Source organism: Xanthomonas hortorum pv. pelargonii (genome assembly GCF_024499015.1).
GTDB classification, from domain to species: domain Bacteria; phylum Pseudomonadota; class Gammaproteobacteria; order Xanthomonadales; family Xanthomonadaceae; genus Xanthomonas; species Xanthomonas hortorum_B.
In genome coordinates this window covers 2,057,907-2,082,835 of the sequence record NZ_CP098604.1, presented here as the reverse complement: position 1 = coordinate 2,082,835, position 24,929 = coordinate 2,057,907, and the positions used below count along the sequence as shown (strand labels likewise).

Below are 24,929 nucleotides of genomic sequence, written 5' to 3'. Positions count from 1 at the left end.
CTGCGCTTGCTGCGAGTCGTTAGGATGAGGCTCTTTCCGCCGTCGTTTCTGCGGCTTTCATCGAGGCTTCCATGAGCACATCCATTCCACAGCGCCGGGCCCTGGTCACCGGCGGTAGCGGTGATCTTGGCGGTGCGATCTGCCGTCAGTTGGCTGCGCAAGGCCGGCACGTGATCGTGCACGCCAATCGCAATATCGCCCGCGCCGATGAAGTGGTCGCAGCGATCGTGGCCGACGGCGGCAGCGCACAGGCGGTGGCGTTCGATGTGGCCGATGCGCAGGCCAGTGCGGTGGCGCTGGCAAGCCTGCTGGAGGGCGGCCCGATCCAGATCGTGGTCAATAACGCCGGCATCCATGACGATGCACCGATGGCGGGCATGAGCGCCGAGCAGTGGCATCGGGTCATCGATGTCTCGTTGCACGGCTTCTTCAACGTCACCCAGCCGCTGCTGCTGCCGATGGCGCGTACGCGCTGGGGCCGCATCGTCAGCGTGTCGTCGGTGGCGGCGGTGCTGGGCAATCGCGGGCAGACCAACTATGCCGCCGCCAAGGCCGCCTTGCACGGCGCCAGCAAATCGCTGTCGCGCGAGATGGCCAGCCGCGGCATCGCCGTCAACGTGGTCGCGCCGGGTGTGATCGAAAGCGAGATGGTCGGCGAGAGTTTCGCGCCGGAGGTGATCAAGCAACTGGTGCCGGCAGGGCGCGTCGGCAAGCCCGACGAAGTCGCAGCATTGGTCGCATTCCTGTGTTCGGAAGCGGCCGGTTACATCAACGGCCAGGTCATCGGCATCAATGGCGGGATGGGCTGAGAGCGGCTGATCTGCTGGTTTGCTGCAGGGCCCTTGCCCGCCCACCCTCGCGGGACACGCTGCAAGTACGTCCTTGTAAGCTCTTACGCAGCATCCATGCCGCGTAAGGTCCCGCGACGGTGGGCGGACAAGGACCAGTCGAGTTGATCGGTGTGCGGAGTTTTCAACAAGCATCCAGCAAACTGGCTGGCCCCGTGTCCCGTGCTCAATAAAGCAATCAGCAAACTGTCTGGTGCGGTGTCCTCGCCGATTGCGGGACCGTGTGGCGGCATGGATGCCGCCACCTAGCCTCCAGGGATGGATTCACGGCGTGTCCCGCAGGCGGTGAGGGCATCGCGCCCTCGACCCGCTCGGCTTGGAACATCCAGACTGCGCTGAAGTTCAACATCTCGGTCGCCTTGAGAGGTAATTGAACGGTGCGGATACGTCTGGTGTAGAGCGGCTAATCTGCGGCCTGGCTGCAGGGCCCTTGCCCGCCCACCATCGCGGGACACGCCGCAAGTACGTCCATGTAGGCTCTTACGCGGCATCCATGCCGCGTAAGGTCCCGCGACGGTGGACGTGCAAGGACCCGTCGAGATGGTCGGTGTGCAAGGTTGCGAGCAGTGCATGCCGTGCAGCCATCCACTGAGGTGCGGTCTGATCGGCTCCTTCGCGTGCACCACGCGAAGGTTGAGAAAGCGCGTATCAATCAAAAAGCGCCGTTGCCGGCGCGTTCGAGCAAGCTCACGCCGCGTCGGCGTACCAGGCGGCGGTAAGGATCGGCTCGCCGATGGCGTTGATGGTCAACGCGTCCAGGCCGTGATCCGGCAGTGCGGGATGGCGTTGACGTGCCTGCAGCAGAATCTCGCGCGCCAGCACCGCCATGCGCGCGATGTTGCTGTGGATGCGTGCGGCAAAGGCTTCGTTGTCCAGCGTGTCGTGCAAGGCGCCATTGAGTTCGTTGAACCAACCGATCAGATATTGATCCAGCAGTCGTCCGTCGCCGGTGGCGATACCTTGTTCGCTGTTGTGCTGGCCCCAGTCGTGCAGCACGCGTTGCATCGCCAGATTGATGTCGCGCGCGTACCGGAAGTCGGTCTTCATGCGTGCGAGCAAACTCAGATCCGCGATGCGTCCGCTGCAGAACAGCGGCGCCAGCAATGACCAGTAATAGGTGTAATCCCAGATCACCTTGACCGGCATCACCTGCGCATCGCCGAACAACGCGTACTGATCCTGATACAGGGCCAGGGTGTTTTCGTAGAACGAGAAATACAGTTGCTGATACAGCTCCGCGTGCGGGCTGAGCGACTTGCCGGCGCGATCGCGGCCGATCAGTTCGCAGATGTAGGTATTGGAGATCGCAATGAAGTCGCTGCCGGGCGAATAGAACGGGTCCAGGAACAAGCCTGCTTCGCCGGTCAGTGCCCAGCGCTGCGGCGAGAACACCTGCTTGCAGCCATACGAGAAGTTGCGCAGGAACAGGAAGTCCTGCAGCCGGTAGTCGGCCTTGTCGAGCGTGGCGGCGACCTGCGGCTGATGCGTGCGCAGCCAGGTCATCGCCTTCTCGTGGGTGTTCATGGTCTCCAGCGGGTGCATGGCCGCATCGCAGACGATGCCCAGCGAATGCGCACCGGAGGAGAGCGGAATCAACCAGAACCAGTAGCCCGGCCCGCACATGTGATTGGTCGAGCGCCAGCGGTCCGGCGGCGTGCAGCGCTGCAGCCAGCTGCTGTCCTGCGACCAGCCATTGGGATCAATCAGGCCTTCCACGCGCCACCACACTGCATTGGCGTCGTGCGCGTTGTCCTGCGCCAGGCCGAGTTTGCGCTTGAGCAGGCCGGCGCGGCCGCTGGCATCCACCACCCAGCGTGCGCTCAGCGTGCCAGCCTCGCCGGCGCGCTCGTAGCGCACGGCGTGGTCGCTGTCGTCATCGGCCAGATCCACGCCCTTGACGCTGCAGCTGTCGACAAAGGTGATGCCCTGCGCGCGGGCGCGCTCGCCGAGGAAATTTTCGAAGCGGCCGCGGTCGATCTGCCACGACGGCGTCGGCAGGATCTGGCTGACGCCCAGCTCGGTGCAACGGTCGATATCCTGGCGCTTGTCGGAAAAGAAAAAGCGGAAGCCGAACTTGCGGATCTGCTCGGTCTCCAGATGCTCGCGCAGGCCCAGCACGTCGGCGAAATAATGCGCGCCGATTTCCACCGTGGATTCGCCGACCTTGAACGCGGCTTCGCGCACGGGGTGGGCGCGCCGTTCCAGCACGGTGATCGCCAGCGCGGGATCGCGTTGGCGCAACTGCAGCGCCAGACTCAGGCCGGCCAGGCCACCACCGGTGATCACGACATCTGCGCGCTGTGCATTCATGGGGATGGCTTGCTCTTGGTGACCGATGAAACAGTAGCAAACTCGCCGTCAGCGTCGTCGATCAGCACCGGGTTGGCGCGCACGCGGCGGTATTCGCGCCAGATATGCCCGTAGTTCCAGGCCTGGGCGACCACATGCGAGGTGATTTCCCACAGATCGCGCACTAGGCGGAAGTGGCTCTTGCGAAACGTGCCTGGCGAGGTGCCGGCGTAGCGGGTTTCGATCGGCACCGCGACCACGCGCGCGCCGGCTTGGCGTGCGGCGGAAATCAGCAATTGCGCTTCGAACACGAAGCCTTCGCCGGGCACATTGGGCAAGGTGAACACCGAGGCCGGATACAGGCGTTGGCCGCTCTGGCTGTCGACCAGCTGGAAGCCGCAGGCCCAGGCAATGCCCCAGTCGCCGAAATCGTTGCCGATGCGGCGGATGGTGGGCTGGGTGGCGCGCTTGCGCATGCGTGCGCCGACGATCACGCAACCGGGATGGCGGTTGGCCGCGGCCAACAGACGTGGGAAATCTGCCGCTTTATGCTGCCCATCGCCGTCCATGGTCATCACCGCGCGCATGCCCAGGCGCTGGGCTTGCGCAAAACCGCTACGCAACGCGGCGCCCTTGCCCAAGCGCTGCGGATGACGGATCAAGGTGATCGGCAGATCGGCGATGCAATCGGCGGTGCCATCGTCGGAGCCGTCGTCGATCACGATCACGTTGGAGCAATAGGTGAGCGCATCGTTGACCACTTCGCGGATGCGCAGCGATTCGTTCAAGGCCGGCACCAGGATCGCGGTGTCTTCGCGGCTCAATGGCTGCCGGCTCATCGCTGGATCTCCACGCGCAGTACCCGGCCCGGGCCGGCGTACAGCGCCACGCTGTCGCTGTCGGCGGCCAGCAGGTCGAACAGCGGCAGCATCGGCGCCATCGCGTTGCTGGCGACCTGCCGCGACAGCGGACCCTCGCCCGGCGAAGGCGTGCCGTCGTCCAGCCGCGCCCGCAGCTGCAGCTTGCCGGCCTGGCCGGGCGCGCCCAGCACCAGCGCGCCGCCGAGCAACCCCTGGCTGGGTGCGACCCGGCCCAGCGGCCCGACCGAGCGGGCGTCGTAGCCGGCCAGCAGCACCGCGTCCATGCCGGCGGCGCGCTGTACCAGCGCTTCCAGCAGACCCTGCGCGAAGCTGGCCCGGCTGGCGCTGATCGCCGTGGTCGGAGTCATCGCCCCGGCGCCGATGGTCCAGTAGCCGGCCGCGGCGCTGTGCACCGAATTGTGGAACTTGGTTGGCGAGATCGCCGATGGGTCGCTGGCCAGGGTGGTGCACATGTAATCGGAGATGGCCATATCGCCGTACGTGGAGGTGAAGATCGACGGCAGGCTGGCCGGATCGCGGCCGGCGGCGGTGCAGGCGGCCAGTGCGGCTTCCAGCGACACCGCCACCGTGTCTGGTGCGCGGCGGCGCTCGTTGGCGGCCAGCAACTGCGGCGCCGGGCGTGCCGTGGTCTCCTGCAGCGCGCCGCCGTGCACGAGGGCAATGGCGGCCTCCCAGTTGGGCAGCCCCTGGGTCCAGAAACCGATGCCTTCGATGGTGGCAGCCAGCATCAGCGGGCCCGCCCGAACAGCAGCGAGCAGTTGTTGCCGCCAAAACCGAAGGAGTTGTTCATGGCGTAATCGATCTTGGAATGGGCGTTGTCGAAACGGATCTGCGGGCCGCAGGCGGGGTCGGGCACGTCGCTGTTGAGCGTGCCCGGCAGCACGCCATCGCGCAGCGCCAGCAGCGCGATCACCGATTCCACGATGCCGGCTGCGCCCAGGGTGTGGCCGGTCCAGGCCTTGGTCGAACTGGCGTGCAGCGTGCCGGGAAAGATCGCCGCCACCGCGGCCGCTTCCACGCTGTCGTTGGCCGGCGTGGCGGTGCCATGCAGATTCAGATAGCCCACCGCTGCCGGCTCCAGGCCGGCGCGTTCGAGCGCGCCGCGCATCGCCAACTGCGCGCCCAGGCCTTGCGGATGCGGGGCGGACATATGGTGCGCGTCGCTGGATTCGCCATAGCCGTACAGCCACAACGCCGCGTCCGGTGCGGCGGCGGGGCGTTCGAGCATGGCAAAGCCGCCGGCCTCGCCCAGGCTCAGGCCGACCCGGCGCGCATCGAACGGCTGGCACAGCTCCGGCGCCACCACCTGCAGCGAGTTGAAGCCGAACAGCACGCTGCCGCACAAGGTGTCCACGCCGCCGACCAAGGCTGCGTCGACCACCCCGGCGTCGATCAGGCGCGCCGCCTGGGCGAACACCTTGGCGCTGGACGAGCACGCCGTGGCCACGGTCATGCAGGGGCCGCGCAGGCCGGTGGCGTGCTGCACGAAGTCGCCCAGCGAATGCGGGGTGTGCACGATCGGGCGATTCAAGTCATCCGGAAAACGCGCGCCCTCGCTATCTTCGACCAGGCGCGTATAGGCCTCTTCGCTGGCACCGATGCTGGAGGTGGAGGTGCCGATGATCACCGCCACGCGTTCGGCGCCGTAGCGCTGCGCGGCCGCCTGCACGGCAGCCGCCATGCCGTCCTGCTGCAGGGCCAGCCAGGCCAGGCGATTGTTGCGGCAGTCCCAGCCTTGCAGGGATTCGGGCAACACGACGTCTTCCACGCCGTCGACGCGGCCGATCCAGCACGGCAGCGGTTGCGGGCCGAAATCGTTGCGACGCATACCGCTGCGGCGGGCTGTCAGGGCGGCGGCCTGGGCGTGGAGCCCGGCGCCGAGCGCGGTGGTGGAAGTGAAAGCGGTGACGGCGACCGGGGCCATCTGGGACGAATGCTGCGCGTGGCTCACGGTGGTCTGGCTGGCAAAAAGTGTGCTCAGTATATCGATGGTGTGTCCGCGGCCCGTCGATGGCGCAACTGAACGTGTCGGTCATGTCGCTGACGCTGCTGGGATTTTTCGCAACGGCCGCGCTTTCGCCATGGGCGCAATTGGGACACAATCCTGCGACACACTTCTAAAACGAGCGCGACCACGCGCGCATGCACGCCTACGTCTATAAAAGCCAACGCAAGCAGGACACCTTCGTCTATCTCGCCATGCGTGACGACTTCTCCGGTCTTCCCGCCGCCGTGCACGCGCAACTGGCGCCGTTCGCGTTCGTGCTGGAGGTGGCGTTGACGCCGCAGCGCCGCCTGGCGCAAGCCGACGTGACCACGGTGCGCGAAGCGCTCAGCAAGCACGGCTTCTACCTGCAACTGCCCAAGACGGTGGTGCTGGCGGGCGAGTGCGACTATGACTGAGGCCACGCGTGCCGCGCGGTGGCGCGCCGCAGCGCTGGCCGGCGCTGCCGGGGTGGTGTTGTCGTTGCTGGGCGGCGTTGGCGGCAGCGTTGCGGCGGTGACGCTGTGGCTGGCGCAGCCGGCGTTCGCGCTGGCGGTGTCGTGGGCGCGTGGCACGCGCGCATTGCCGAGCCAGCCGCGTGCGATCGCGCAGGCGCTGCCGCCGCTGCTGGCGATCTGGGGCGTCGGTCTGTTGGCCCTTGCGGCCTTGATCACCTGGCCGCTGACTGCCTTGCGCGATAGCGGCAGCCTGGCCGCCGCGTTAGCGCTGAGCGTTGCGGTCAGCGCCGCGCTGCTCGGGCTATGGCGCACCTGGCCGCTGTGGGGCGAGGTCGAGCGCGATGGCGGCGCCCTGGCGCCGCGGTGGCACGCGCTGGCCACGCAGGAATTGCATGCCTGGCGTGGCCTGCTGGCCGCTGCACTGGTGCTGGCGATGTGCACGCTGGCCGTGGCGCTGGCCTGGCCGGGCTGGTTGTCGAACAGCTTGCGCTGGAGTCTGGCGATCGCCGCCAGCGTGCTGTTGCCGGCGGCCCATCTGCTGCTGCAACGCACCGCCGCGCCGGCACGCAGCGACACCCTGGTGGCCCGGCAGGCCGCCGATTTCTTCTCCGAAGCCGCGGCCGAACCGCGCCCGTTGGAGCCGGTGGCCCAGCATCAGCTGGTGCCGGAATTGTTCGAAGCCGCGCGCAGTGGACGCGTGGACCGCGCGCTGCAGCTGCTGGAGGCCGGCGCCGATCCGCAGGCGATGCCGCTGCCGGAATGGCGCGATCAACGCAGCCTGCCCGCGCTGGCCGCGGTGTTGCCGGATCTGCGCCTGCTGCGCGAGCTGATCGTGCGCCGCGTCGACGTCAATCAACCGCATCGCGGCATGACGCCCTTGCTGGCCGCCACGCGCGACAGCTGGCATGGCCGCCCCGACGCGGTGATGACGCTGCTGGCCAACGGCGCCGACCCGCGTGCCACCGACAACGACGGCAACACGCCGCTGCACCACGCCGTGCGCAGTTCCGACCCGGGCGTGGCCGCGCTGCTGCGCGATGCCGCCGCCGAACTCGACGCGCTCAATAATGAAGGCCATTCGCCGCTGGCGATGGCCTGCCAGGTCGGCAACTGGCGGCTGGCCAAGTTTCTGCTGGAACGCGGCGCGCATTCCGAACCGGAAGGTGGCGCGCCGGTGCTGCTGGCCGCCGCCGGCACCGAGGAAGACGACCCGGCCGGCGTGCAGTTGCTGCTCAAGCACAAGGCGCGCGTGGATGCGCGCGACCGCCAGCGCCGCAGCGCCTTGCACGAAGCCGCGTTGGCCGGGCATGGCGATATCGTCGAAGCGTTATTGTCGGCCGGTGCCAATCTGGAAGCGCGCGATCTGCTCGGCCGCACGCCATGGCTGGACGCGGCGCGGCAGGCACGCAGCGGCGTGCTCGAACGCCTGGTCGCACGCAAGGCCGATGTACTGGCCATCGATGGCGACGGCCGCAATGCAGTGATGCTGGCCTGCGCCACCGACCGCGTGTCGCCGGCCTTGATCCGGCGCCTGCTCGATCTGCAGGTGCCGGCCGACAGCGCCGATGCACACGGCCGTCGCGCAGTGGATGTGGCCGCCGAAGCCGGGCGCTGGGCGATCGTGCAATTGCTCGATCCTGCGTATCCGCTGCCGGCCGCCGTCAGCGATGGACACGGCGATACCCCCGGCGTTGCGGTGCTGCCCGATCGCCCGCCCTTGGTGCTGTTGCGCGAAGGCCTGCAGTTCGGTCAACGCGACGGCCTGGACGCATTGGCCAGGCTGTGCGGCCCGGAAGAACTCGGCGGCCTGTTGCACGATGCGCATCTGGCCTTGAACGCAGAGGCCGTGGACTGGCTGCTCCGCCACGGCGCCGATGCCGACGTGCGCGATGCCTGCGGCGATGTGCCCATGTTTGCGCTGCTCTCGCGTGGTGTGGAGGCGGTGCCGGCATTGCAGGCGTTGCTGCGCCATGGCGTCTCGCCGGCCGGCGCCGGCGGCCTGACGCGCCTGCTCAGTGCCTGCGTGCAGCACGATGCGGCATCGCGCGGGCTGGAACAGTTCGCGCTGGAATTGCTCGAACGCGGCGCCGACCCGTTCGCCGCGTCGGCGGCCGGCGACCCGCCGTTGTCGCTTGCGGTGCGGCTGGGCTGGCTGCGCCTGCAACAGTGGTTGCTGGAACACGGCGTGGACCGCGAGGCACGCGACAGCCACGGCATGACTGCGCTGCATCTGGCCACCGCGCTGGGCCGCGAAGCCTCGCTCAAATTGCTGGTCAAACAGGGCGCCTCGCCGGAAGCGCGCGCGGCCGACGGGCAGACCCCGCTGGGCGTGGCGCTGTCGATCGGTCGCCGCGATCTGGCCGATTGGCTGGACTGGCGCATCTGGTCGCTGCCGCACCGCACGCTGCGCGAAGCCGATGTGCCGGCTGCGGCCATGACCGGCGACACCGATGCGGTGCGGCGCCTGATCGATCTCGGCCTGCCGGTCGATGCGATCGACGCGCAAGGCTGCACCGCGCTGTTGCGCGCCGCCGGTGGCGGCCATCTCGGCGTGGTGGCGCATCTGCTCGGGCGCGGCGCCGATCCGCAACGCGCGGCCAACAGCGGCGCCACGCCGTTGTCGGCAGCGGTGAGCATGCGTCAGACCGAGATCGTGGCCGCGTTGCTGCAGGCCGGTGCGCAGATCGAGCATCGCCTGCCCGGCGGCGTCACCGTGCTGATGCTGGCCTGCGCGCTGGGCCTGCCGGATATCGTGGCGCGCCTGCTCACCGCGGCGGCCGACGTGCACGCCACCGACGATCAAGGACTGGCGCCGCTGCATTGCGCCGCACTGTATGGCTTCACCGCGCGCGACAAGAGCCGCCTGCTGGCCTTGCTGGACACCTTGCTGCTGGCCGGCGCGGACCCCGAGTATCTGGCCGGTGGCCGGGTCAGCCCGTTGCTGCTGTTGCTGGGCGCGCGCGCCGAACCGGGTACCGCCTGCGACGAACAAGTGGTACTGGCCGGCGTCGACCGCCTGCTCGACGAAGACGTCTCGCTGGATGTGGCCGATCAACGCGGCTTTGGTCCGTTACATCTGGCCGCACTGCACGGCTTGCCCTTGCTGGTGCAGCGCCTGTTGCGTGCCGGCGCCGATGGCGACCGCCGCGACGCGCTCAACCGCACCCCGCGCGAGATCGCGATCATGCGCGGCTTCATCGATGTGGCCGGCCAGTTCGAGCCCGCCTTGCCGGGTGTCTCCTCGATGGCGCGCTTCCTGCGCGAAGGCCGCTGAGCCAGCGCGGCGGCGCATAAGAAGTGGCGCATGTTAAATTTTCCTGAAAAAACATCAGGGGAAAGAAATGCGTTTGATGCTTTTGATGACATCTGTATTTTTCGTGCTCGTTGTCACCGGATGTGCGACAAAGAGAGAGCTTCTCGTCACAGGCGCTAGTCGGTCTGACGGGGTTATCAAGCTCTCCTACGAGCGAAACGAATTTCAGCGGGTATCTTATGACGACCAAAAAGCTCAAGATTTAGCCGCACAAAAGTGCGCAGCCTGGGGTTACAAGGGCGCAGAGTCCTTTGGTTCAGAAGAAAGTACGTGTTTATCGCGGCGGGGATTTGGCAACTGCGGCGGTAGGCAAGTCACCGTGGCTTACCAATGCCTCGGAGCTCCGGGCGATCAACAAAAATAGCTAGGCACTGATCCGTCGCCTGGAACACGCGGTGCCACCGTTGCTGCGTCTGCCGGCGCAGTCGTAACCCGATCCCGACACTGCGCGTGCAAGACTGGGTGTTCCCTCGCACGAAGGAAGCGCCTCTACGATGAGCGTGCGTATCGAAGACCACGCCATGCTGGGCAATTGCCACAGCGCGGCCCTGGTCGACCACTGCGGCACCATCGACTGGCTGTGTCTGCCACGTTTCGATTCCGATGCGTTTTTCGCATCTCTGCTGGGCGATGAGCAACACGGGCAATGGGCGTTGTCGCCGGTCGCCGCATTCCGCAGCGAACGCGCTTACGAAGACGACAGTCTGGTGTTGTGCACACGCATGCGTACCGACACCGGCACGGTGGAACTGGTCGACTTCATGGTTGCCAGCGATGAGGACGACAGCCACCAACATCTGGTGCGGATCGTGCGTTGCGTGCAGGGCGAAGTGCCGATGCACATGCGGCTGACCTTTCGCTTCAACTATGGCCGTACGGTGCCGTGGGTCACCGGCATCGAGGGCGGCATTCGCGCCATCGCCGGCCCCGACCAGCTCGCGTTGCGCTCGCCGCAGCAGCTGCACGGCGAGGACCTGGGCACCGAGGCCGACTTCACGCTGCGTCAGGGCGAGAGCACCTGGTTTCTGCTCAGCCACGGCCTGTCGCATCAGCCCACGCCGGCGGCGATCGATCCGGAACAGGCGCTGCAACGGACCACCGCGTTCTGGCATGGCTGGGCACGTCGCTGTACCGATGTCGGTCCGTGGACCGAGCAGGTGCGGCGTTCGCTGGTGGTGTTGAAGGGACTGAGTTACCTGCCCACCGGTGGCATTGTCGCCGCGCCCACCGCCTCGCTGCCCGAGCATCTGGGCGGCACCCGTAACTGGGATTATCGCTACTGCTGGCTGCGCGATTCGGTGTTCACGCTGATCGCGTTGTTGCAGGCCGGCTATCGCGATGAAGCCTCTGCGTTTCGCGACTGGGTGCAACGCACCATCGCCGGTTCGCCGGATCAGTTGCAGGCGCTGTACGGCATCGCCGGCGAGCGCCGGCTGCAGGAATGGGAAGCGGATTGGCTGCCCGGCTACGAAAACTCCGGCCCGGTACGCATCGGCAATGGCGCGGTGGATCAGTTCCAGCTCGACGTGTATGGCGAGTTGATCGGCGCGTTCCATTACGCGCGCGAGAAGGGCGTGGCGCCGCCGTCCGATGACGATGGCTCGTCGGCATCGCTGCTGGAAAAGATCCTGGATACGCTCGAAGACCTGTGGCGCCTGCCCGATGAAGGCATCTGGGAAATCCGCGACGAGCGCCGTCATTTCGTACATTCCAAAGTGATGGCCTGGCTGGCGTTCGATTGTGGCGCGCGCGATGGCATCACCAATGCCGACGCAGAAAAACGCGCACATTGGGGCAGGCTTGCCGAGGAAATCCGCGCCGAAGTGCTGGAAAACGGCGTGCACCCGGATGGCCACTTCGTGCAGAGCTATGGCTCCGACCGCCTGGACGCCTCGCTGCTGCTGATTCCGATCGTGGGATTTTTGCCGCCGGAGGATCCGCGCATCGCCGCCACCGCCGATGCCATCGCACGCGATCTGACCATCGATGGATTGGTCGAGCGCTATCGTGCCGACGACAGCGCCGATGGCCTGCCGGCCGGCGAGGGCACTTTTCTTGCCTGCAGCTTCTGGCTGGTGGAAAACTATGCATTGCTCGGGCGCACCGAGCAGGCGCGCGTGTTGCTCGAGCGCCTGCTTGGATTGTGCAACGACGTGGGCCTGCTCGCCGAAGAGTACGACCCGCGCAGCAAACGCATGCTTGGCAACTTCCCGCAAGGGTATTCCCACGTGGCCCTGGTCAATGCGGCATTGCGCCTGCACGGACGCATGGGCGAAAAGGAAACACGTCCATGAATGAGCAAGAGACCACCCCGCCGTGCATCATCGTGGTGCTGGGCGCACGCGGCGATCTGACCAAGCGCCTGGTGATGCCGGCGCTGTACAACCTGCGCCGGGCGGGTGCGTTGGGCGAGCAGTTCGCCATCGTCGGCATGGACCACGGCGATATCAGCGAGCGTTCGTGGCGCACGATGATGGGTCAGTCGATGACCGAGCTGCTCAGCAGTCGCGATGCCGAATTCCAGACCGATGAATTCGACACCGATACCTGGGAGTGGCTACGCGAGCGCATGCATTATCTGCGCGGCGATTTCACCGATTTAGGTGCCTATCAAGCGCTGGATGGCGTGTTGGAGAAACTGCACAAGCGCTACGGCACCCAGGGCAATGTGCTGTTCTATCTCGCCACCGCCGCACGTTTCTTCGAGCCGGTGCTGCTCAATCTGGGCGAAGCCGGGCTGGTCAAACAGCGCGAGGGCCAGGGCTGGCGGCGGGTGATCGTGGAAAAACCGTTCGGCCACGATCTGCCCAGCGCCGTCGCGCTCAACGCCACCGTCGCCCGCGTGTTGCACGAGGATCAGGTGTTCCGCATCGACCATTTCCTCGGCAAGGAAACCGTGCAGAACATCCTGGCGTTCCGTTTTGCCAATGGCTTGTTCGAGCCGGTGTGGAATCGCGACCGCATCGATCATGTGCAGATCACCGCCGCCGAAACCATCGGTGTGGAAGGCCGCGGACGTTTCTACGATCCCACCGGTTGTTTGCGCGACATGGTGCCGAATCATCTGTTCCAGTTGCTGGCGATGATTGCGATGGAACCGCCGGCCGCCTTCACCACCGAAGCCATGCACCGCCGCCGCGCCGAAGTGATCGAAGCGGTGCGCCCGATCAAGCCCGAAGACGTGGTACGCGGCCAATATGCCTCCGGCGCGGTGAGCCGCAGCGCGGTACCGGGGTATCGCGAAGAAGACACCGTGCCGGAGGATTCGGAAACCGAAACCTATGTGGCGATGAAGCTGCAGGTCGACACCTGGCGCTGGGCCGGCGTGCCGTTCTACCTGCGCACCGGCAAGCGGCTGCGCGAGCGCACCACCGAGATCGCAATCCGCTTCAAGCCTGCGCCGCTGGCACCGTTTCGCAGTACCGAAGTGGGCGGGTATGGCCCCGACTGGCTGGTGCTGCACATCCAGCCCGACGAGGGCATCTCGCTGCAGTTCGACGTCAAGCGCCCGGGCGCGCAGGTCGCGCTGGCACCGGTGCGCATGGACTTCCGCTACCGCGACTGGTTTCCCAAGGAATACACGGTGGGCTACGAGCGCCTGCTGCAGGACTGCATGAAAGGCGAGGCCGGCCTGTTCCAGGATGCGGCCATGGTGGAAGCCGCCTGGCGCATCGTGCAGCCGATCCTGGATGCCTGGAAACAACCGCCAAGCGACTTCCCCAATTACGCCGCAGGCAGCGCCGGCCCGTCGGCTGCCGATGCATTGCTGGCGATGAATGGCGGGCACGCCTGGCGCGCGCTCACCCCGGGCCGCAAGCCACCGCCGCGCCGCGGACCGGAAGCACGCAGCAGCGCTGCAACGCCGGTCAAGAAAGCCACCAAGAAGACCGCGAAGAAAGCGAGCAAGGCGACACCCAAGCGTGCCGCCGCACCTGCTGCAAAATCCGCTCAAGGCGCAGCCGGTTCGCACGGCAAGGTGGCAAAGACATCCGTCACCAAGCGCGCGACGAAGAAGGTCGCAAAAGCAGCAGCGAAGACCGTGAGCAAAGCTGCGGCTGGCAAAAGCGCAGCGAAGAAGCCGGCCAGCAAGACCGCAGTGCGCACACCGCGCAGCTGAGTGATGCGATCAACATGCAGCCGCCGCGATCGTGCGGCGGCTGTGTGTGCAGAAAATCCCGTAGGAGCGCGCTTGCGCGCGATGAGGCGTTACCGGTAACGCCTCATCGCGCGCAAGCGCGCTCCTACGCAAAGCTCAACGATCCTGGGTGGTGGGCGCAGCCTCGCCATCGACATCGGCCTTGACGTCGGCTTCGAACAGATTCATCAGATCCGCGCGCGCATCGCGTGCGGTCTGCACCACCTTGACCTCGTCGTCATAGACCAGGTGCTGGCGATGCAGCAACTCTTCGTCGTGCTGGCGGAACCGTTTGACGTGATCCTTGGCGACTGCCTCGCTCAGGCCGAGCGAGGTCAACATGCGCTCGCCCAGTTCCAGGCTGGAGGCGAACACTTCGCGGAACGGTTCGGCGCCCAGGTCCATCAATTTCCAGGCGTGCTGGCGATTGCGTGCACGCGCCAGCACGGTGGCTTGCGGATACAGACGGCGGATCAGCCGCACCGTCTTGATATTGGTTTCCGCATCGTCCATCGCGATCACGAACACCTTGATGCGGTCGGCACCGGCGGCGCGCAGCATTTCCGGCCGGGTCGGATCGCCGTAGTACACCTGGCTGCCGAAACTGCGCATGTCATCCACGGTGTCGGGGTTGTGCTCCAGCGCCACGAACGGCACGTGCCGGGCGGTGAGCAAGCGCGCCACGATCTGGCCGAAGCGGCCCATGCCGGCCACCAGCACCTTGGGCGTCTGCGTATCGATGGTGTCGAACGGGCGCTCTGACTTGGGTGCACGTGTCCGCAATGGTCCGTTGAGGATGCGCTGCATGCCGAGCAGCAACACCGGCGTGAGCGCCATCGACACACCGACAATGGCCACCAGGCGATCGTGGTTGGCGCGCTCCAGCAAGCCGACGCGATCGGCTTCGTTGAACACCACAAACGCGAACTCGCCGCCCAGCCACAACACGCTGCCCAGCATCAGGCTGCTGCGCAACGGCAGCTTGGCCACCGTGCCGATGCCGACCAGCAGTGAGAACTTCACCACCAGCAGGATCGCCACGCCGCTGGCGATCAGCCACGGCTCGGCGACCACCCGGTTCAGATCGATGCCCATGCCCACCGAGATGAAGAACAAGCCGAGCAGCAGGCCTTCGAACGGTTCGATCTGCGATTCGAGCTCGTGGCGGAATTCCGAATCGGCCAGCAGCACGCCGGCCAAAAACGCGCCCAGGCTGGCGCTCAATCCGGCTTCCTGCATGATCCAGGCGGTGCCCAGCACCACCAGCAAGGCGCTGGCGGTGAACACTTCCGGCATGCGGGTGCGCGCCACCATGTTGAACAGATAGCGCAGCACGAAGCGCCCGCACAGAATGACCAGCGCCAATGCCGCGACCGCCCTGGCCACGTCCGGCCATTCCAGCGTGGCGTTCTTGCTGCCGCCCAGCAACGGAATCGCCGCCAGCAATGGGATGGCGATCAGATCCTGAAACAGCAAAATGGCGAACGCCAGGCGCCCGTAGTCGCTACTGAGCGCCTTGCGTTCGGCCAGCAGCTGCAGGCCCACCGCGGTGGACGACAACGCCAGCGCCACGCCGACGATCAATGCGCTCTTCCAGCCCAGATTGCCGAGCATCAGCAAGCCGCCCAGGATCAGCGTGGTCACCACCACCTGGGTGGCGCCGGCGCCGAACACCGAATGGCGCATGACCTTCAACCGCGACGGCGACAGTTCCAGGCCGATCACGAACAGCAGCATCACCACACCGATTTCGGCTGCGCCGCTGATGCGTTCGGCATCCTGCACCACGCCCACGCCGTCGGGCCCGAGCACCACACCGGCGACCAGATAGGCCAACACCGCACCCAACCCGAAGCGCTTGAACACCGGCACCGCCACGATGGCGGCCAGCATCAGCACCAGAGCCAGTTCCAGACCGCCGCTATGCATGCGCACTCTCCGTTGAGGTGCGCATTATGCCGCGCACTGCGGCTGACCAGCTGGCACCGACGTGCCGGAGTCGCAGGCAATGCGCAGCGGCCACCTTCGTGGGAGCCATTGACCAAGCCGGCTCAGGCGCGCAGACTGCGCCCCGCCGCCGCCCGGATCACCGGTCGGTACGCACTTCTCGGAGCCTTTCTCATGTCCAGCGACAGTCACCCTAGACCCGGGTCGATGACCCAGCTGGCGCGCGCCTGAGGCTTTGGGTTCGCCGGCTGTCATCGACGACGGTCGTCACCAGGCGAACCCTATGTACAACGAAACCCTGCGCCTTGCCCAAGGCGTCAACGCCTTGATCGCACCCCTGGCCGAGCGCAACACGGCCGATGCGGTGGAATATCTCAACACCCTCGACCGCGACGATGCGGCCCAGGTGCTGGCCGCGCTGCCGCAACCGCGTGCGGTGAAACTGCTCGAACAACCCGAGCTGCACGATGCCAGCGCATTGGTGGCGCAACTGCCGGCCGAACAGGCCGCCTCCTTGCTCGGGCAGATGGCCGACGACCGCGCCACCGACATTTTCCACGGCCTGGACGCCGAGCAGCGCGCGCCGCTGCTGTGGCTGCTCAGTGCCGAGGCGCGGCTGTCGATTCAGGCCTTGATGCGTTACCCGCCCAACACCGCCGGTGCGCTGATGACCACCGAGTTCGTGGCGGTGCCGGCCGACTGGACGGTGGGCCGCACCCTGCAGCACATCCGCGAGGTGGAGCGCAGCCGCGAGACGGTCTATGCGATCTATCTGCTGGACCCGCACAGCCGCGTGCTCACGCAGGTGGTGACCATGCGCCGGCTGATCACCGGCGCAGACGACGCGCCGATCCTGGAGGTGGCGCAGGTCAACCCGCCGGTCACGGTGGACCCGGCGCTGGACCAGGAGGAAGTCGCACGGCTGATCCGTCGCCATGACTTGTTGGCCATCCCGGTGGTGGATGCGCACGGCCACATACTCGGCATCGTCACCGTGGACGATGTGCTGGATGCATTGATCGCCGAATCCACCGAAGACGTGCACAAGTTCGGCGGCATGGAAGCACTCGACAAGCCCTACATGCAGATCGGGTTTGGCCAGATGATCAAGAAGCGCGCCGGCTGGTTGAGCGTGCTGTTCCTGGGTGAAATGCTCACCGCCAGCGCGATGCAGCACTTCGAGGACGAGCTGTCCAAGGCGGTGGTGCTGACCCTGTTCATTCCGCTGATCATGAGCTCGGGCGGCAACTCCGGCTCGCAGGCCACCTCGCTGCTGATCCGCTCGCTGGCCTTGCGCGAAATCCGCCTGGGCGATTGGTGGAAAGTGGCGCTGCGCGAGCTGCCCACCGGCCTCACCCTGGGCACGATCCTGGGCCTGCTGGCGATCGTGCGCATCACCATCTGGCAGACCGCCGGCCTGTACGACTATGGCCCGCACTGGCAGATGGTGGCGCTGACCATCGGCGCGGCGCTGATCGGCATCGTCACCTTCGGTTCGCTGTCCGGCTCGATGCTGCCGTTCGTGCTGCAACGGCTGGGCTTCGATCCGGCCAGCGCCTCGGCGCCGTTCGTGGCCACCTTGGTGGATGTCACCGGGCTGGTGATTTATTTCAGCATTGCCGCCGCGATCCTCAGCGGCACGTTGTTGTAGCGCGGAGAGGTGATGGCAGGCCGTATTGCTTGGTCCATTCCGCATCGCTGCACGGCAGGCCGTGCAGCGATGCGGGGCGGCGAGCGCCGGTCAGAAGTTTACGTACAACGTGGCACGCACATTGCGGCCAGGTTCGCTGTAGCGGCCGATACCGTCGTCGGTGGCATAGCCGTACAGATAGAAATCGCCACGGGTGACATTGCGGATGCGCGCCCATTGCGAATAGCGCTCGTCGAACAGGTTGTACACGCCCAGATTGACGCGCACATGCGTGTTGAAGCGATAGCTGCCGAATAGATCGACCACGCTGTAGGCGTCGCTGAGGAACGGCTCGGCCGGGACGCCGAAGATATCGTTCTCCACATTGACGTCCTTGGCTTTCTTGGCCAGGGCGTGGGTGATGTTGGCGGTGATGCGCAGGCGCTCGTCCAACCCCTGCCAGCTCAGGCCGAGCACGCCGCGATCCGGATTGATGCTGTCCAGCGGGCGGCCGTCTTCCAGCTCGCCCTGGTTATGGGTCCATGCCGCGCGCAGCAGCCAGACATCGCCCAGCTTGAATTGCGCATCCAGTTCCACGCCCTTGACCTCGACCTGGCCGACATTGAGCAGCGTGGTGTAGGCGTAGCCGTTGCGCGTGGTGCACACGCCGCGGGTACAGGTCTGGTAGAACGTGCCGGCGTTGGCGGTGACGGTCTCGCTCTGGATGAAGTCGTCGTAGCGGTCGCGGAACACCGACAGGCCCACGCGCGCCCAGTCGCTCTCCCAGCGCCAGCCCAGTTCCAGGTTGAGGCTGCGCTCGGCGTCGAGCGCGGGATTGGCGGCCACGGTCGGTACGTTGACGGTGTTGCCGGTGGCGACCTCGGTCAGCGCGGTGATGCTGGTCGGGGCGTACATCTCGGCGGTGGTCGGTGCACGGAAGCCGCGCCCGGCCTGGAACCACAGTGTCTGCTGCGGGGTGACGGCGTAGCTGATGCCGGCCTGCCAGGTCGGTGCGGCGAAGCTCACCTCGCGCACCGTGCCGGTGGTATCGGTGAAGGTGGGCGACAGCGTCGGTGCGTAGCGGTAATGGTCGTAGCGCGCACCCAGGGTGAGCTGCAGACGATCGTCGAGCAGGCCGATGCGGTCGCGCAGGTAAACGCTCCAGGTGTCGGCATTGGTCTTGGGCACCTGCGCCGGGTCGACGGTGGCAGTGTCCAGCGTGCCGGCGTTGTTCCAGCGGTAGTCGATCGCGCTGAAATCGATGCTGCGGCGCTGCCAGGCGGCGCCATACAGCAGTGATTGCGACCAGCCGTTGCCATGCACCAGCTTGTCGAAGTCGACCGCGATGCGGTCCAGGGTCTGCTCGGTGTCGCGGTCTTCGGCACGGCGGCAGGGCAACGCCACCGTGCAGCGGGTGGTGGCGGCCGTGGCCGGGGTGCTCGAGGTGCCGCTCTGGGTAAGAATGCGAGTGGTGCCGCGGCTCTCGGTCTGCTGGCGGTCCAGCTGCGCTTCGAGGGTGTCGAACAGCGCGTTGTTTGCGTTCCAGATGTAGCGCAGGCCGTAGCGGTCACGGTCGTTGCTGTCCTCGCCGATGCGCTCGGCGTAGCTGGGCGCGCTGACGCGGCTCAGGTTGTCGACCCGGTTCTGCGAGCGGTTGCGTTCGTAGACCACGCCGAAGCGGTGCTGCGCGTTGGGCACCACGTCGAGCTTGGCCAGCACGTTGTCGCTTTCGCTGTCGATCGGGTCGGGCGTGCGCCGCGCGCTGCCGGTGTCGATCTCGGTGCTGGAATACCAGCCCTCCGACTCGTGGCCCTCGCGGCGGGTGTAGGTCAGCATCGATTCGACGATGCCGGTGCGGTTGGCCACGGTGATATTGCCGAGCAGTTGGTCGTTGTGGCCGGTGTAGCCGGTTTTCAGGCCGACATAGCTGTCGTTGCCCTGCGCCTTGAGGTAGTCGTAGGGATCCTTGGTGGTGAACACCACCGCGCCGCCGAGCGCGCCGCTGCCGGCACTGATGGAATCGGCACCCTTGACGATATCCACGCTCTTGAGCGAATCCACGTCCACGCCGCCGCGGCCGGCGCGGAAGAACTCGTAGTCGCGCGCGGTCTCCACGCCTTCGGCCATCGACAGGCCATCGATGGTCATCGCCACGCGGTCGCCTTCCAGGCCGCGGATGTTGAAGCCGTTTTCGCCGAAGCGGCCCATGTCGGCGATGCTCACGCCGGGGATGTAGCGCACCAGGTCCTCCATGCTTTCCGCTTGTTCCTGCTGCAGTTGCGCGGTGTCGAGGGTGGTGACGTTCTGGTTGGTGGAGGCGCGCTTGTCGCGTGCGGCCTTCACTTCCACCGGGTCGAAGGTGGTGGCGTCGGCGGGTGCCTGTTCGGCATGCAGCGGGAAGGCCAGGCCGGCGGCGATCGCCAGGGCCAGCAGGGTCGGTGTCGAGGTCATCGTGGGATCCACAGTCAGGAAAGAGGAATGGGCGCGGTAAGGCGCGGACCTGGCTGCGGGCGGCATGGCATGGCCGCGTGGCTGGGTGGGGCCCGCCAGTGGCGGGCCGGGCGCTGCGGGCATCGAGGCCCGCGGCAGGAAAGTCAGTCGGCGCGAGCCGGGGTGGCGGCCGGCGCTGGCGCAGTTGCAGGTGCCGGTGCCGGCGGCGGCAACGCGGCGTCGCTGGCATCGACCACGCCGTCGTGATTGCGGTCGACGCGGGCGAAGGTGCGCAGGCCAGAGGCCTGGTACTCGGCGAAGTTCATGCGCTTGTTCTTGTCGGTGTCGAGCACGGTGAAGCGCACATGCACCTGGCGGTCGTCGGCCAGTTCGAGCGCGGTGAGGCGGCGGTTGAGGCGGTCTTCGAATTCGACTCTGTACTCGTCCAGCGAAAGCGCACCGTTGCGGTCGCCGTCGGCACCGGCGAACTGCGCCTTGCGCAGGTCTGCGTATTCCGCCTCGCCCACCTTGCCATCGCCGTTCTCGTCGTACAGCGCGAGAAAGCCCTCGGCCGAGCCGCTGTCGGGCATGCCGGGACGGCCGCCATCGCGGTCGAAGGCGGCCGTTGTGTCGCCCGACCCAGCCTTGGCAGCGGCCTTCAACGCCGCCTGTCCGCGCGCCCAGTCCTGCGCACCTGCCGCGTCGAATTCGGCACGCGAGACCTGCCCGTTGCCATCGGCATCCAATGCCGCAAAGCGGGTCTTGCCTTGTGCGGCCTGCGCGCTGCGTTCCTGCTCCAGCGCACGCTGGCGGCGTTCGCGAAACTCACTCACGTATTCGTCCTCGTCGACCGTGCCGTCGTGGTTGCGGTCGGTGGCATCGAAGCGGCTGCGGCGGAAGTTCGCAAAATCGGCGGCGGTAATGCGGCCGTCGCGGTCGTCGTCATGCTGGGTGATGAAGGCCTGCACGTTGTTGCCGTGGCCGCCGAGCAGCGGGCGCGGCGCGGACTGGGCGAGTGCGGTAGCAGGAAGCAGCAGCGCGCACAGGCACGCGCCGGCCAGGGAGCCAGTGTTCATGGATTGCCTCTTGATGGGGAAAACGGTGCCGGGCCGTAGCGTTGGCTGGGCCTGCAGCTGGATCGCGATGCCGGGCGGAGGGACCGCGCCGGTGGAGTCATGCCGCCAGGGCGACGCAACCGCCGCAGCGGTTGCGCGGCGCTATTGTTCGAGCACCCGAAACGTCAGTGTGGTGCTGTTGCTGTACTCGCGCACCGGGGCGTCGGCCGGAGCCGGGGTGCGGTGGCGGCTCAGCGCCAGCCAGGTGCCGGCGCGGTCCAGCTTCAAGGTTGCGCGGCCCGCCGCGTCGGTGGTCACGCTGATCGACGTCGGCTTGCGATCGGAGGTCCACACCGCCTCGCTGATGTCCACGGTCTGATTGGCCAGCGGCACGCCGTCGTACTGCACCGTGAAGACGAAGCTCTCGCCGACATACAGATCGTTGGGGTGCGTCACCGGCACCAGTTCCAGACCCTGATTGCGCGGCGCCAGCGCGCTGCGATCGGGTTTGCCGACGCTCAGATAGGTTTCCGCCAGGGTGCGCGACTGGAAGCTGGCAATTAGCGTGGCCCCCTTGGGCATGGCCACTTTCGGGTCGCGCACGGTCTCGCGCTTGCCGTTCAGTTCCCAGGTGCGGAACTGCGCGCCCACGCGCAGGCCGGTGCTGACCCGATAGGTGCCGGCCTGCTTGCCCAGGGTGTGTTCGACGACGGTGCGGGTGTCGAGCGCCTGCACACGGAGCGGTGCGACATCGCGGCCATCGGGCCCGGTGATGCTGAAGTGGCTCTGGTCGAAGGCCGCTTCCGGGACGAAGAAGGTCTCGGCGAAGGCCGCGTCCAGGGTCACCGTCTGACCGGGCTGGGGGGCGAAGGTGTTGGGTGCCAGATAAGGCGTGTGCGCAGAGGCAGAGGCGGCAAGCAGCAGCGCCGACAAGGTCAGCAGTTTCATGGGGGGCCCTGTTCCGAATGAGTCGCTGGCGGCATGGGCGCGGGGCGGCGCTGAAAGCTGGCTGACCACGCAATATTAACGAAAATGCGAATCGTTCACAACAAGTGTGTGGACTCCGTCGTTGTTCTGCGGCCTTCGGGTCGATGACGTCGGCTTGGGCCGACGTGTACCGTGTCCGCTTCCCCCGTCGTCGCCTTTGCCATGAGCACCTATCACCTGCAGCAGGTCTTTCGTCCCACCACCGTGGCGGTGGTGGGCGGCAGTCCGCGCGATCGTTCGGCCGGGCGCGCGGTGGTGCGCAACCTGCGCGCGGCCGGGTTTCCCGGGCAGATCGGCTGGGTGAGCCCGCGTTACAACGAGATCGATGGCGTGCGCACGGTGGCGCGCCTGACCGATCTGGCCTGGGTGCCGGACTTGGTGGTGATCACCGCCCCGGCGCGCATCGTGCCGCGCATCGTCTCGATTGCCGCACGGCGCGGGGTGGCCGCGGCGATCATCCTGACTGCAGGTCTCGGCAGCGGCCCCGGCTCGCCGGCCGCGCGCATGGAAGCCTCGGCGCGTGCCAAGGGCATGCGTATTCTCGGCCCGCATTGCCTGGGTGTGATCGCCCCGCATGCGCGGCTCAATGCCAGCATCGCCGCGCATTGCCCGCAGGCGGGCGATCTGGCGCTGATTTCCGAATCCAGCGCGATTGCCGCCGCCTTGGTGGAATGGGGCGTGGCGCGTTCGGTGGGGTTCTCGGCGGTGGTGTCGCTGGGCGATACGCTGGATGTGGATTTCGGCGATCTGCTCGACTACTTCGCCACCGACTACCGCACCCGCGCGATCCTGCTGTATGTCGAACGCATCGGCGATGCGCGCAAGTTCATGTCGGCCGCACGTGCCGCCGCGCGCGCCAAACCGGTGGTGGTGGTCAAGTCCGGCCGCCAGTTCCGCATCAACCCGAATGCCGACACCCACGCGCAGGCGCTGGCCGGCTCGGATGCGGTGTATGGCGCTGCGTTCGCGCGTGCCGGCCTGTTGCGGGTGGGCGCGCTGGACGAGCTGTTCGCCGCCGCCGAAACGCTGGGCCGGCTCGGCAGTTTTCCCGGCCGGCGCCTGGCTATCTTGAGCAATGGCGGCGGGGTGGGGCAGCTGGCGGTGGACCAGCTGGTGCTGCGCGGCGGCACCCTGGCGGAGTTGTCGGCCAAGACCTTGGAGCGGCTGGATCAATCGCTGCCCGAAGGCTGGTCGCGCAGCAATCCGGTGGACATCATCGTCGACGCCGATGGGCCGCGGTATGCCGCGGCGATCGAAGCCTTGCTGGACGATCCGGAGAACGACGCGCTGCTGGTGGTCAATGTGCCGACCGCGTTCACCTCCTCGGCCGACGCGGCCAAGGCGTTGACCCGCGCGCTGGACCAACGCGACCGCTATCAGCGCGAAAAGCCGGTATTCGCGGTGTGGCTGGGCCAGGACGATGCGGCGATCGCCGCGCTCAATGCTGCGCGCGTGCCCACCTATGCCACCGAATCGGATGCGGTGCGCGGCTTCACCCACCTGGTGCGCTACCGCGAGGCGCAGGCGGCGTTGATGGAAACCCCGCCCAGCCTGCCGGAAGACTTCGTGGTGGATGCCGGCATCGCCCGCGCGGTGGTCGATGAAGCCTTGGCCGCCGGCCGCCGTTGGCTGGATCCGGTCGCCACCAACCGCTTGCTGGCCGCCTACGGCATCCCGATCGTGCCGCTGCAGGTGGCGGCCACCGCCAACGAGGCGGCCTTGCTGGCCGACCCGCTGCTGGCTGTCGGCCGCACGGTGACTTTGAAGGTGTTGTCCAACGACATCGCGCACAAGTCCGATGTCGACGGCGTGCGCCTGAATCTGTCCAGCGTGGCGGCGGTGCGCGAAGCGGCGGCCGGCATCCTGGCACGCGCGCGCGCGGCGCAACCCGATGCGGTCATCGAAGGGGTGATCGTGCAACCCACCGTGCTGCGGCCCAAGGCGCGCGAACTGATCGCCGGCATTGCCGACGACCCGGTGTTCGGCCCGGCGATCGTGTTCGGGCGCGGCGGGACTGCGGTGGAAGTCATCAACGACCGCGAACTGGCCTTGCCGCCGCTGGACCTGCGCCTGGCCCACGAGTTGATCGGGCGTACGCGGGTCTCGCGCATCCTCAAGGCCTACCGCGACGTGCCGGCCGCCGACGAGCGCGCGGTGGCGCTTGTGTTGGTCAAGCTGGCGCAGCTGGCGGCCGATATCCCCGAAATCACCGAGCTGGATATCAATCCGCTGCTGGCCGACCGCGATGGCGTGATCGCGCTGGACGCGCGCGTGGCGGTGGCGCCGGCGCGCAAGCTGCACAAGGGCCGCGGCCATCCGCGCTTTGCGATCTTTCCGTATCCGAAGGAATGGGAGCGCCAGATCGCGCTCGGCGATGGCACCCACGCGTTGGTGCGCCCGGTCCGCCCGGAAGATGACGCGCTGTTCCGCGCCTTCTTCGCGCGGGTCACCGACGAGGACCTGCGGCTGCGGTTCTTCCAGTCGGTCAAGCATTTCAGCCACGAATTCATCGCGCGGCTGACCCAGCTCGATTACGCGCGCTCGATCGCGCTGGTAGCCATCGACCCCAAGAGCGGCGACATGCTCGGTGCGGTGCGCCTGCATGCCGACGCCGATTACGAGGGCGGCGAGTACGGCATCCTGATCCGCTCGGACCTCAAGGGCCACGGCATCGGCTGGCAACTGATGCGCATCATGATCGAGTACGCGCGCTGGCTGGGCCTCAAACAGATCGAAGGCCAGGTGCTGCGCGAGAACCGCACCATGCTGGCGATGTGCCAGAGCCTGGGCTTCGGGGTACGCCCGGATCCGGACGATGCGACCCTGATGGCGGTGACACTCCCTATAATGGGCGAGCCGCGCCCGGCCTGACGTTGCGTCACGCCGCGGTCCCCCATCCTCCACCACACGCCGGATCTGCCGGGCCTTGCCCTGGCCCGTTGCTCCGGCTGTCGTCTCGGCCCGCCTGGGAG

16 protein-coding genes are annotated in these 24,929 nt (G+C 67.1%); 8 read left to right on the top strand and 8 right to left on the bottom strand.

Annotated elements, in window-relative coordinates:
- Positions 1–71 precede the first annotated feature (71 nt).
- On the top strand, positions 72–809 hold the full coding sequence (fabG, locus tag NDY25_RS09290; protein WP_168957474.1) for a 3-oxoacyl-ACP reductase FabG: 738 nt from the start codon (positions 72–74) through the stop codon (positions 807–809).
- A 726-nt stretch (positions 810–1,535) separates the two neighbouring features.
- Here fabG and NDY25_RS09285 read toward each other — a convergent pair.
- The 4 genes from NDY25_RS09285 to NDY25_RS09270 are packed head-to-tail and all read right to left on the bottom strand — an operon-like array spanning position 1,536 to position 5,942.
- The gene (locus tag NDY25_RS09285) at positions 1,536–3,158 is read right to left on the bottom strand and encodes an NAD(P)/FAD-dependent oxidoreductase (RefSeq protein WP_168957473.1); all 1,623 of its coding nucleotides are present in this window, start codon (positions 3,156–3,158) and stop codon (positions 1,536–1,538) included.
- Positions 3,155–3,976: a glycosyltransferase family 2 protein gene (locus tag NDY25_RS09280; RefSeq protein ID WP_168957472.1), complete on the bottom strand. Its 822-nt coding sequence runs from the start codon at positions 3,974–3,976 to the stop codon at positions 3,155–3,157. The genes NDY25_RS09285 and NDY25_RS09280 overlap by 4 nt, the downstream gene beginning before the upstream one ends.
- The gene (locus tag NDY25_RS09275) at positions 3,973–4,746 is read right to left on the bottom strand and encodes a beta-ketoacyl synthase chain length factor (RefSeq protein ID WP_168957471.1); all 774 of its coding nucleotides are present in this window, start codon (positions 4,744–4,746) and stop codon (positions 3,973–3,975) included. The genes NDY25_RS09280 and NDY25_RS09275 overlap by 4 nt, the downstream gene beginning before the upstream one ends.
- A complete protein-coding gene (locus NDY25_RS09270; protein WP_168957470.1) occupies positions 4,746–5,942 on the bottom strand; it encodes a beta-ketoacyl-[acyl-carrier-protein] synthase family protein in 1,197 nt (398 codons plus the stop codon). Before NDY25_RS09270 ends, NDY25_RS09275 begins: the two co-directional genes overlap by 1 nt.
- 218 nt (positions 5,943–6,160) lie before the next feature.
- On the opposite strand from NDY25_RS09270, the gene NDY25_RS09265 reads away from it, so the two are divergent.
- The 5 genes from NDY25_RS09265 to zwf all read left to right on the top strand — a co-directional run bounded on the left by NDY25_RS09265 (position 6,161) and on the right by zwf (position 13,890).
- Positions 6,161–6,421, top strand: coding sequence for a YcgL domain-containing protein (locus NDY25_RS09265; protein WP_115040239.1), 261 nt, complete (start codon positions 6,161–6,163; stop codon positions 6,419–6,421).
- Positions 6,414–9,734, top strand: a complete 3,321-nt coding sequence (locus tag NDY25_RS09260; RefSeq protein WP_168957469.1) for an ankyrin repeat domain-containing protein — start codon at positions 6,414–6,416, stop codon at positions 9,732–9,734. The genes NDY25_RS09265 and NDY25_RS09260 overlap by 8 nt, the downstream gene beginning before the upstream one ends.
- A 67-nt stretch (positions 9,735–9,801) precedes the next feature.
- A complete protein-coding gene (gene yecR, locus NDY25_RS23125) occupies positions 9,802–10,137 on the top strand; it encodes a YecR family lipoprotein (RefSeq protein ID WP_425526350.1) in 336 nt (111 codons plus the stop codon).
- 130 nt (positions 10,138–10,267) lie between these two features.
- Complete coding sequence (locus NDY25_RS09255; protein ID WP_256627894.1) at positions 10,268–12,067, top strand: glycoside hydrolase family 15 protein; 1,800 nt, start codon at positions 10,268–10,270, stop codon at positions 12,065–12,067.
- The gene (gene zwf / locus NDY25_RS09250) at positions 12,064–13,890 is read left to right on the top strand and encodes a glucose-6-phosphate dehydrogenase (RefSeq protein ID WP_168957466.1); all 1,827 of its coding nucleotides are present in this window, start codon (positions 12,064–12,066) and stop codon (positions 13,888–13,890) included. Before NDY25_RS09255 ends, zwf begins: the two co-directional genes overlap by 4 nt.
- Before the next feature lie 135 nt (positions 13,891–14,025).
- Here the strand turns inward: zwf and NDY25_RS09245 are convergent, their stop codons facing one another.
- On the bottom strand, positions 14,026–15,837 hold the full coding sequence (locus NDY25_RS09245; protein ID WP_168957465.1) for a monovalent cation:proton antiporter-2 (CPA2) family protein: 1,812 nt from the start codon (positions 15,835–15,837) through the stop codon (positions 14,026–14,028).
- A gap of 301 nt (positions 15,838–16,138) precedes the next feature.
- Between NDY25_RS09245 and mgtE the strand changes: the two genes are divergently transcribed.
- Positions 16,139–17,506: a magnesium transporter gene (gene mgtE, locus NDY25_RS09240; RefSeq protein WP_168957464.1), complete on the top strand. Its 1,368-nt coding sequence runs from the start codon at positions 16,139–16,141 to the stop codon at positions 17,504–17,506.
- A gap of 90 nt (positions 17,507–17,596) precedes the next feature.
- Here the strand turns inward: mgtE and NDY25_RS09235 are convergent, their stop codons facing one another.
- The 3 genes from NDY25_RS09235 to NDY25_RS09225 all read right to left on the bottom strand — a co-directional run bounded on the left by NDY25_RS09235 (position 17,597) and on the right by NDY25_RS09225 (position 21,918).
- On the bottom strand, positions 17,597–19,936 hold the full coding sequence (locus NDY25_RS09235; protein WP_168957463.1) for a TonB-dependent hemoglobin/transferrin/lactoferrin family receptor: 2,340 nt from the start codon (positions 19,934–19,936) through the stop codon (positions 17,597–17,599).
- 143 nt (positions 19,937–20,079) lie between these two features.
- Positions 20,080–20,991 (bottom strand): EF-hand domain-containing protein, encoded by a 912-nt coding sequence (locus NDY25_RS09230; RefSeq protein ID WP_251755010.1) that lies wholly within the window; start codon positions 20,989–20,991, stop codon positions 20,080–20,082.
- Positions 20,992–21,132: 141 nt separating this feature from the next.
- On the bottom strand, positions 21,133–21,918 hold the full coding sequence (locus tag NDY25_RS09225) for a DUF4198 domain-containing protein (protein ID WP_168957461.1): 786 nt from the start codon (positions 21,916–21,918) through the stop codon (positions 21,133–21,135).
- Positions 21,919–22,119: 201 nt separating this feature from the next.
- On the opposite strand from NDY25_RS09225, the gene NDY25_RS09220 reads away from it, so the two are divergent.
- Entirely contained in the window at positions 22,120–24,828 is a 2,709-nt protein-coding gene (locus NDY25_RS09220; RefSeq protein ID WP_168957588.1) for a bifunctional acetate--CoA ligase family protein/GNAT family N-acetyltransferase, read from the top strand.
- The last annotated feature ends 101 nt before the right edge of the window (positions 24,829–24,929 follow it).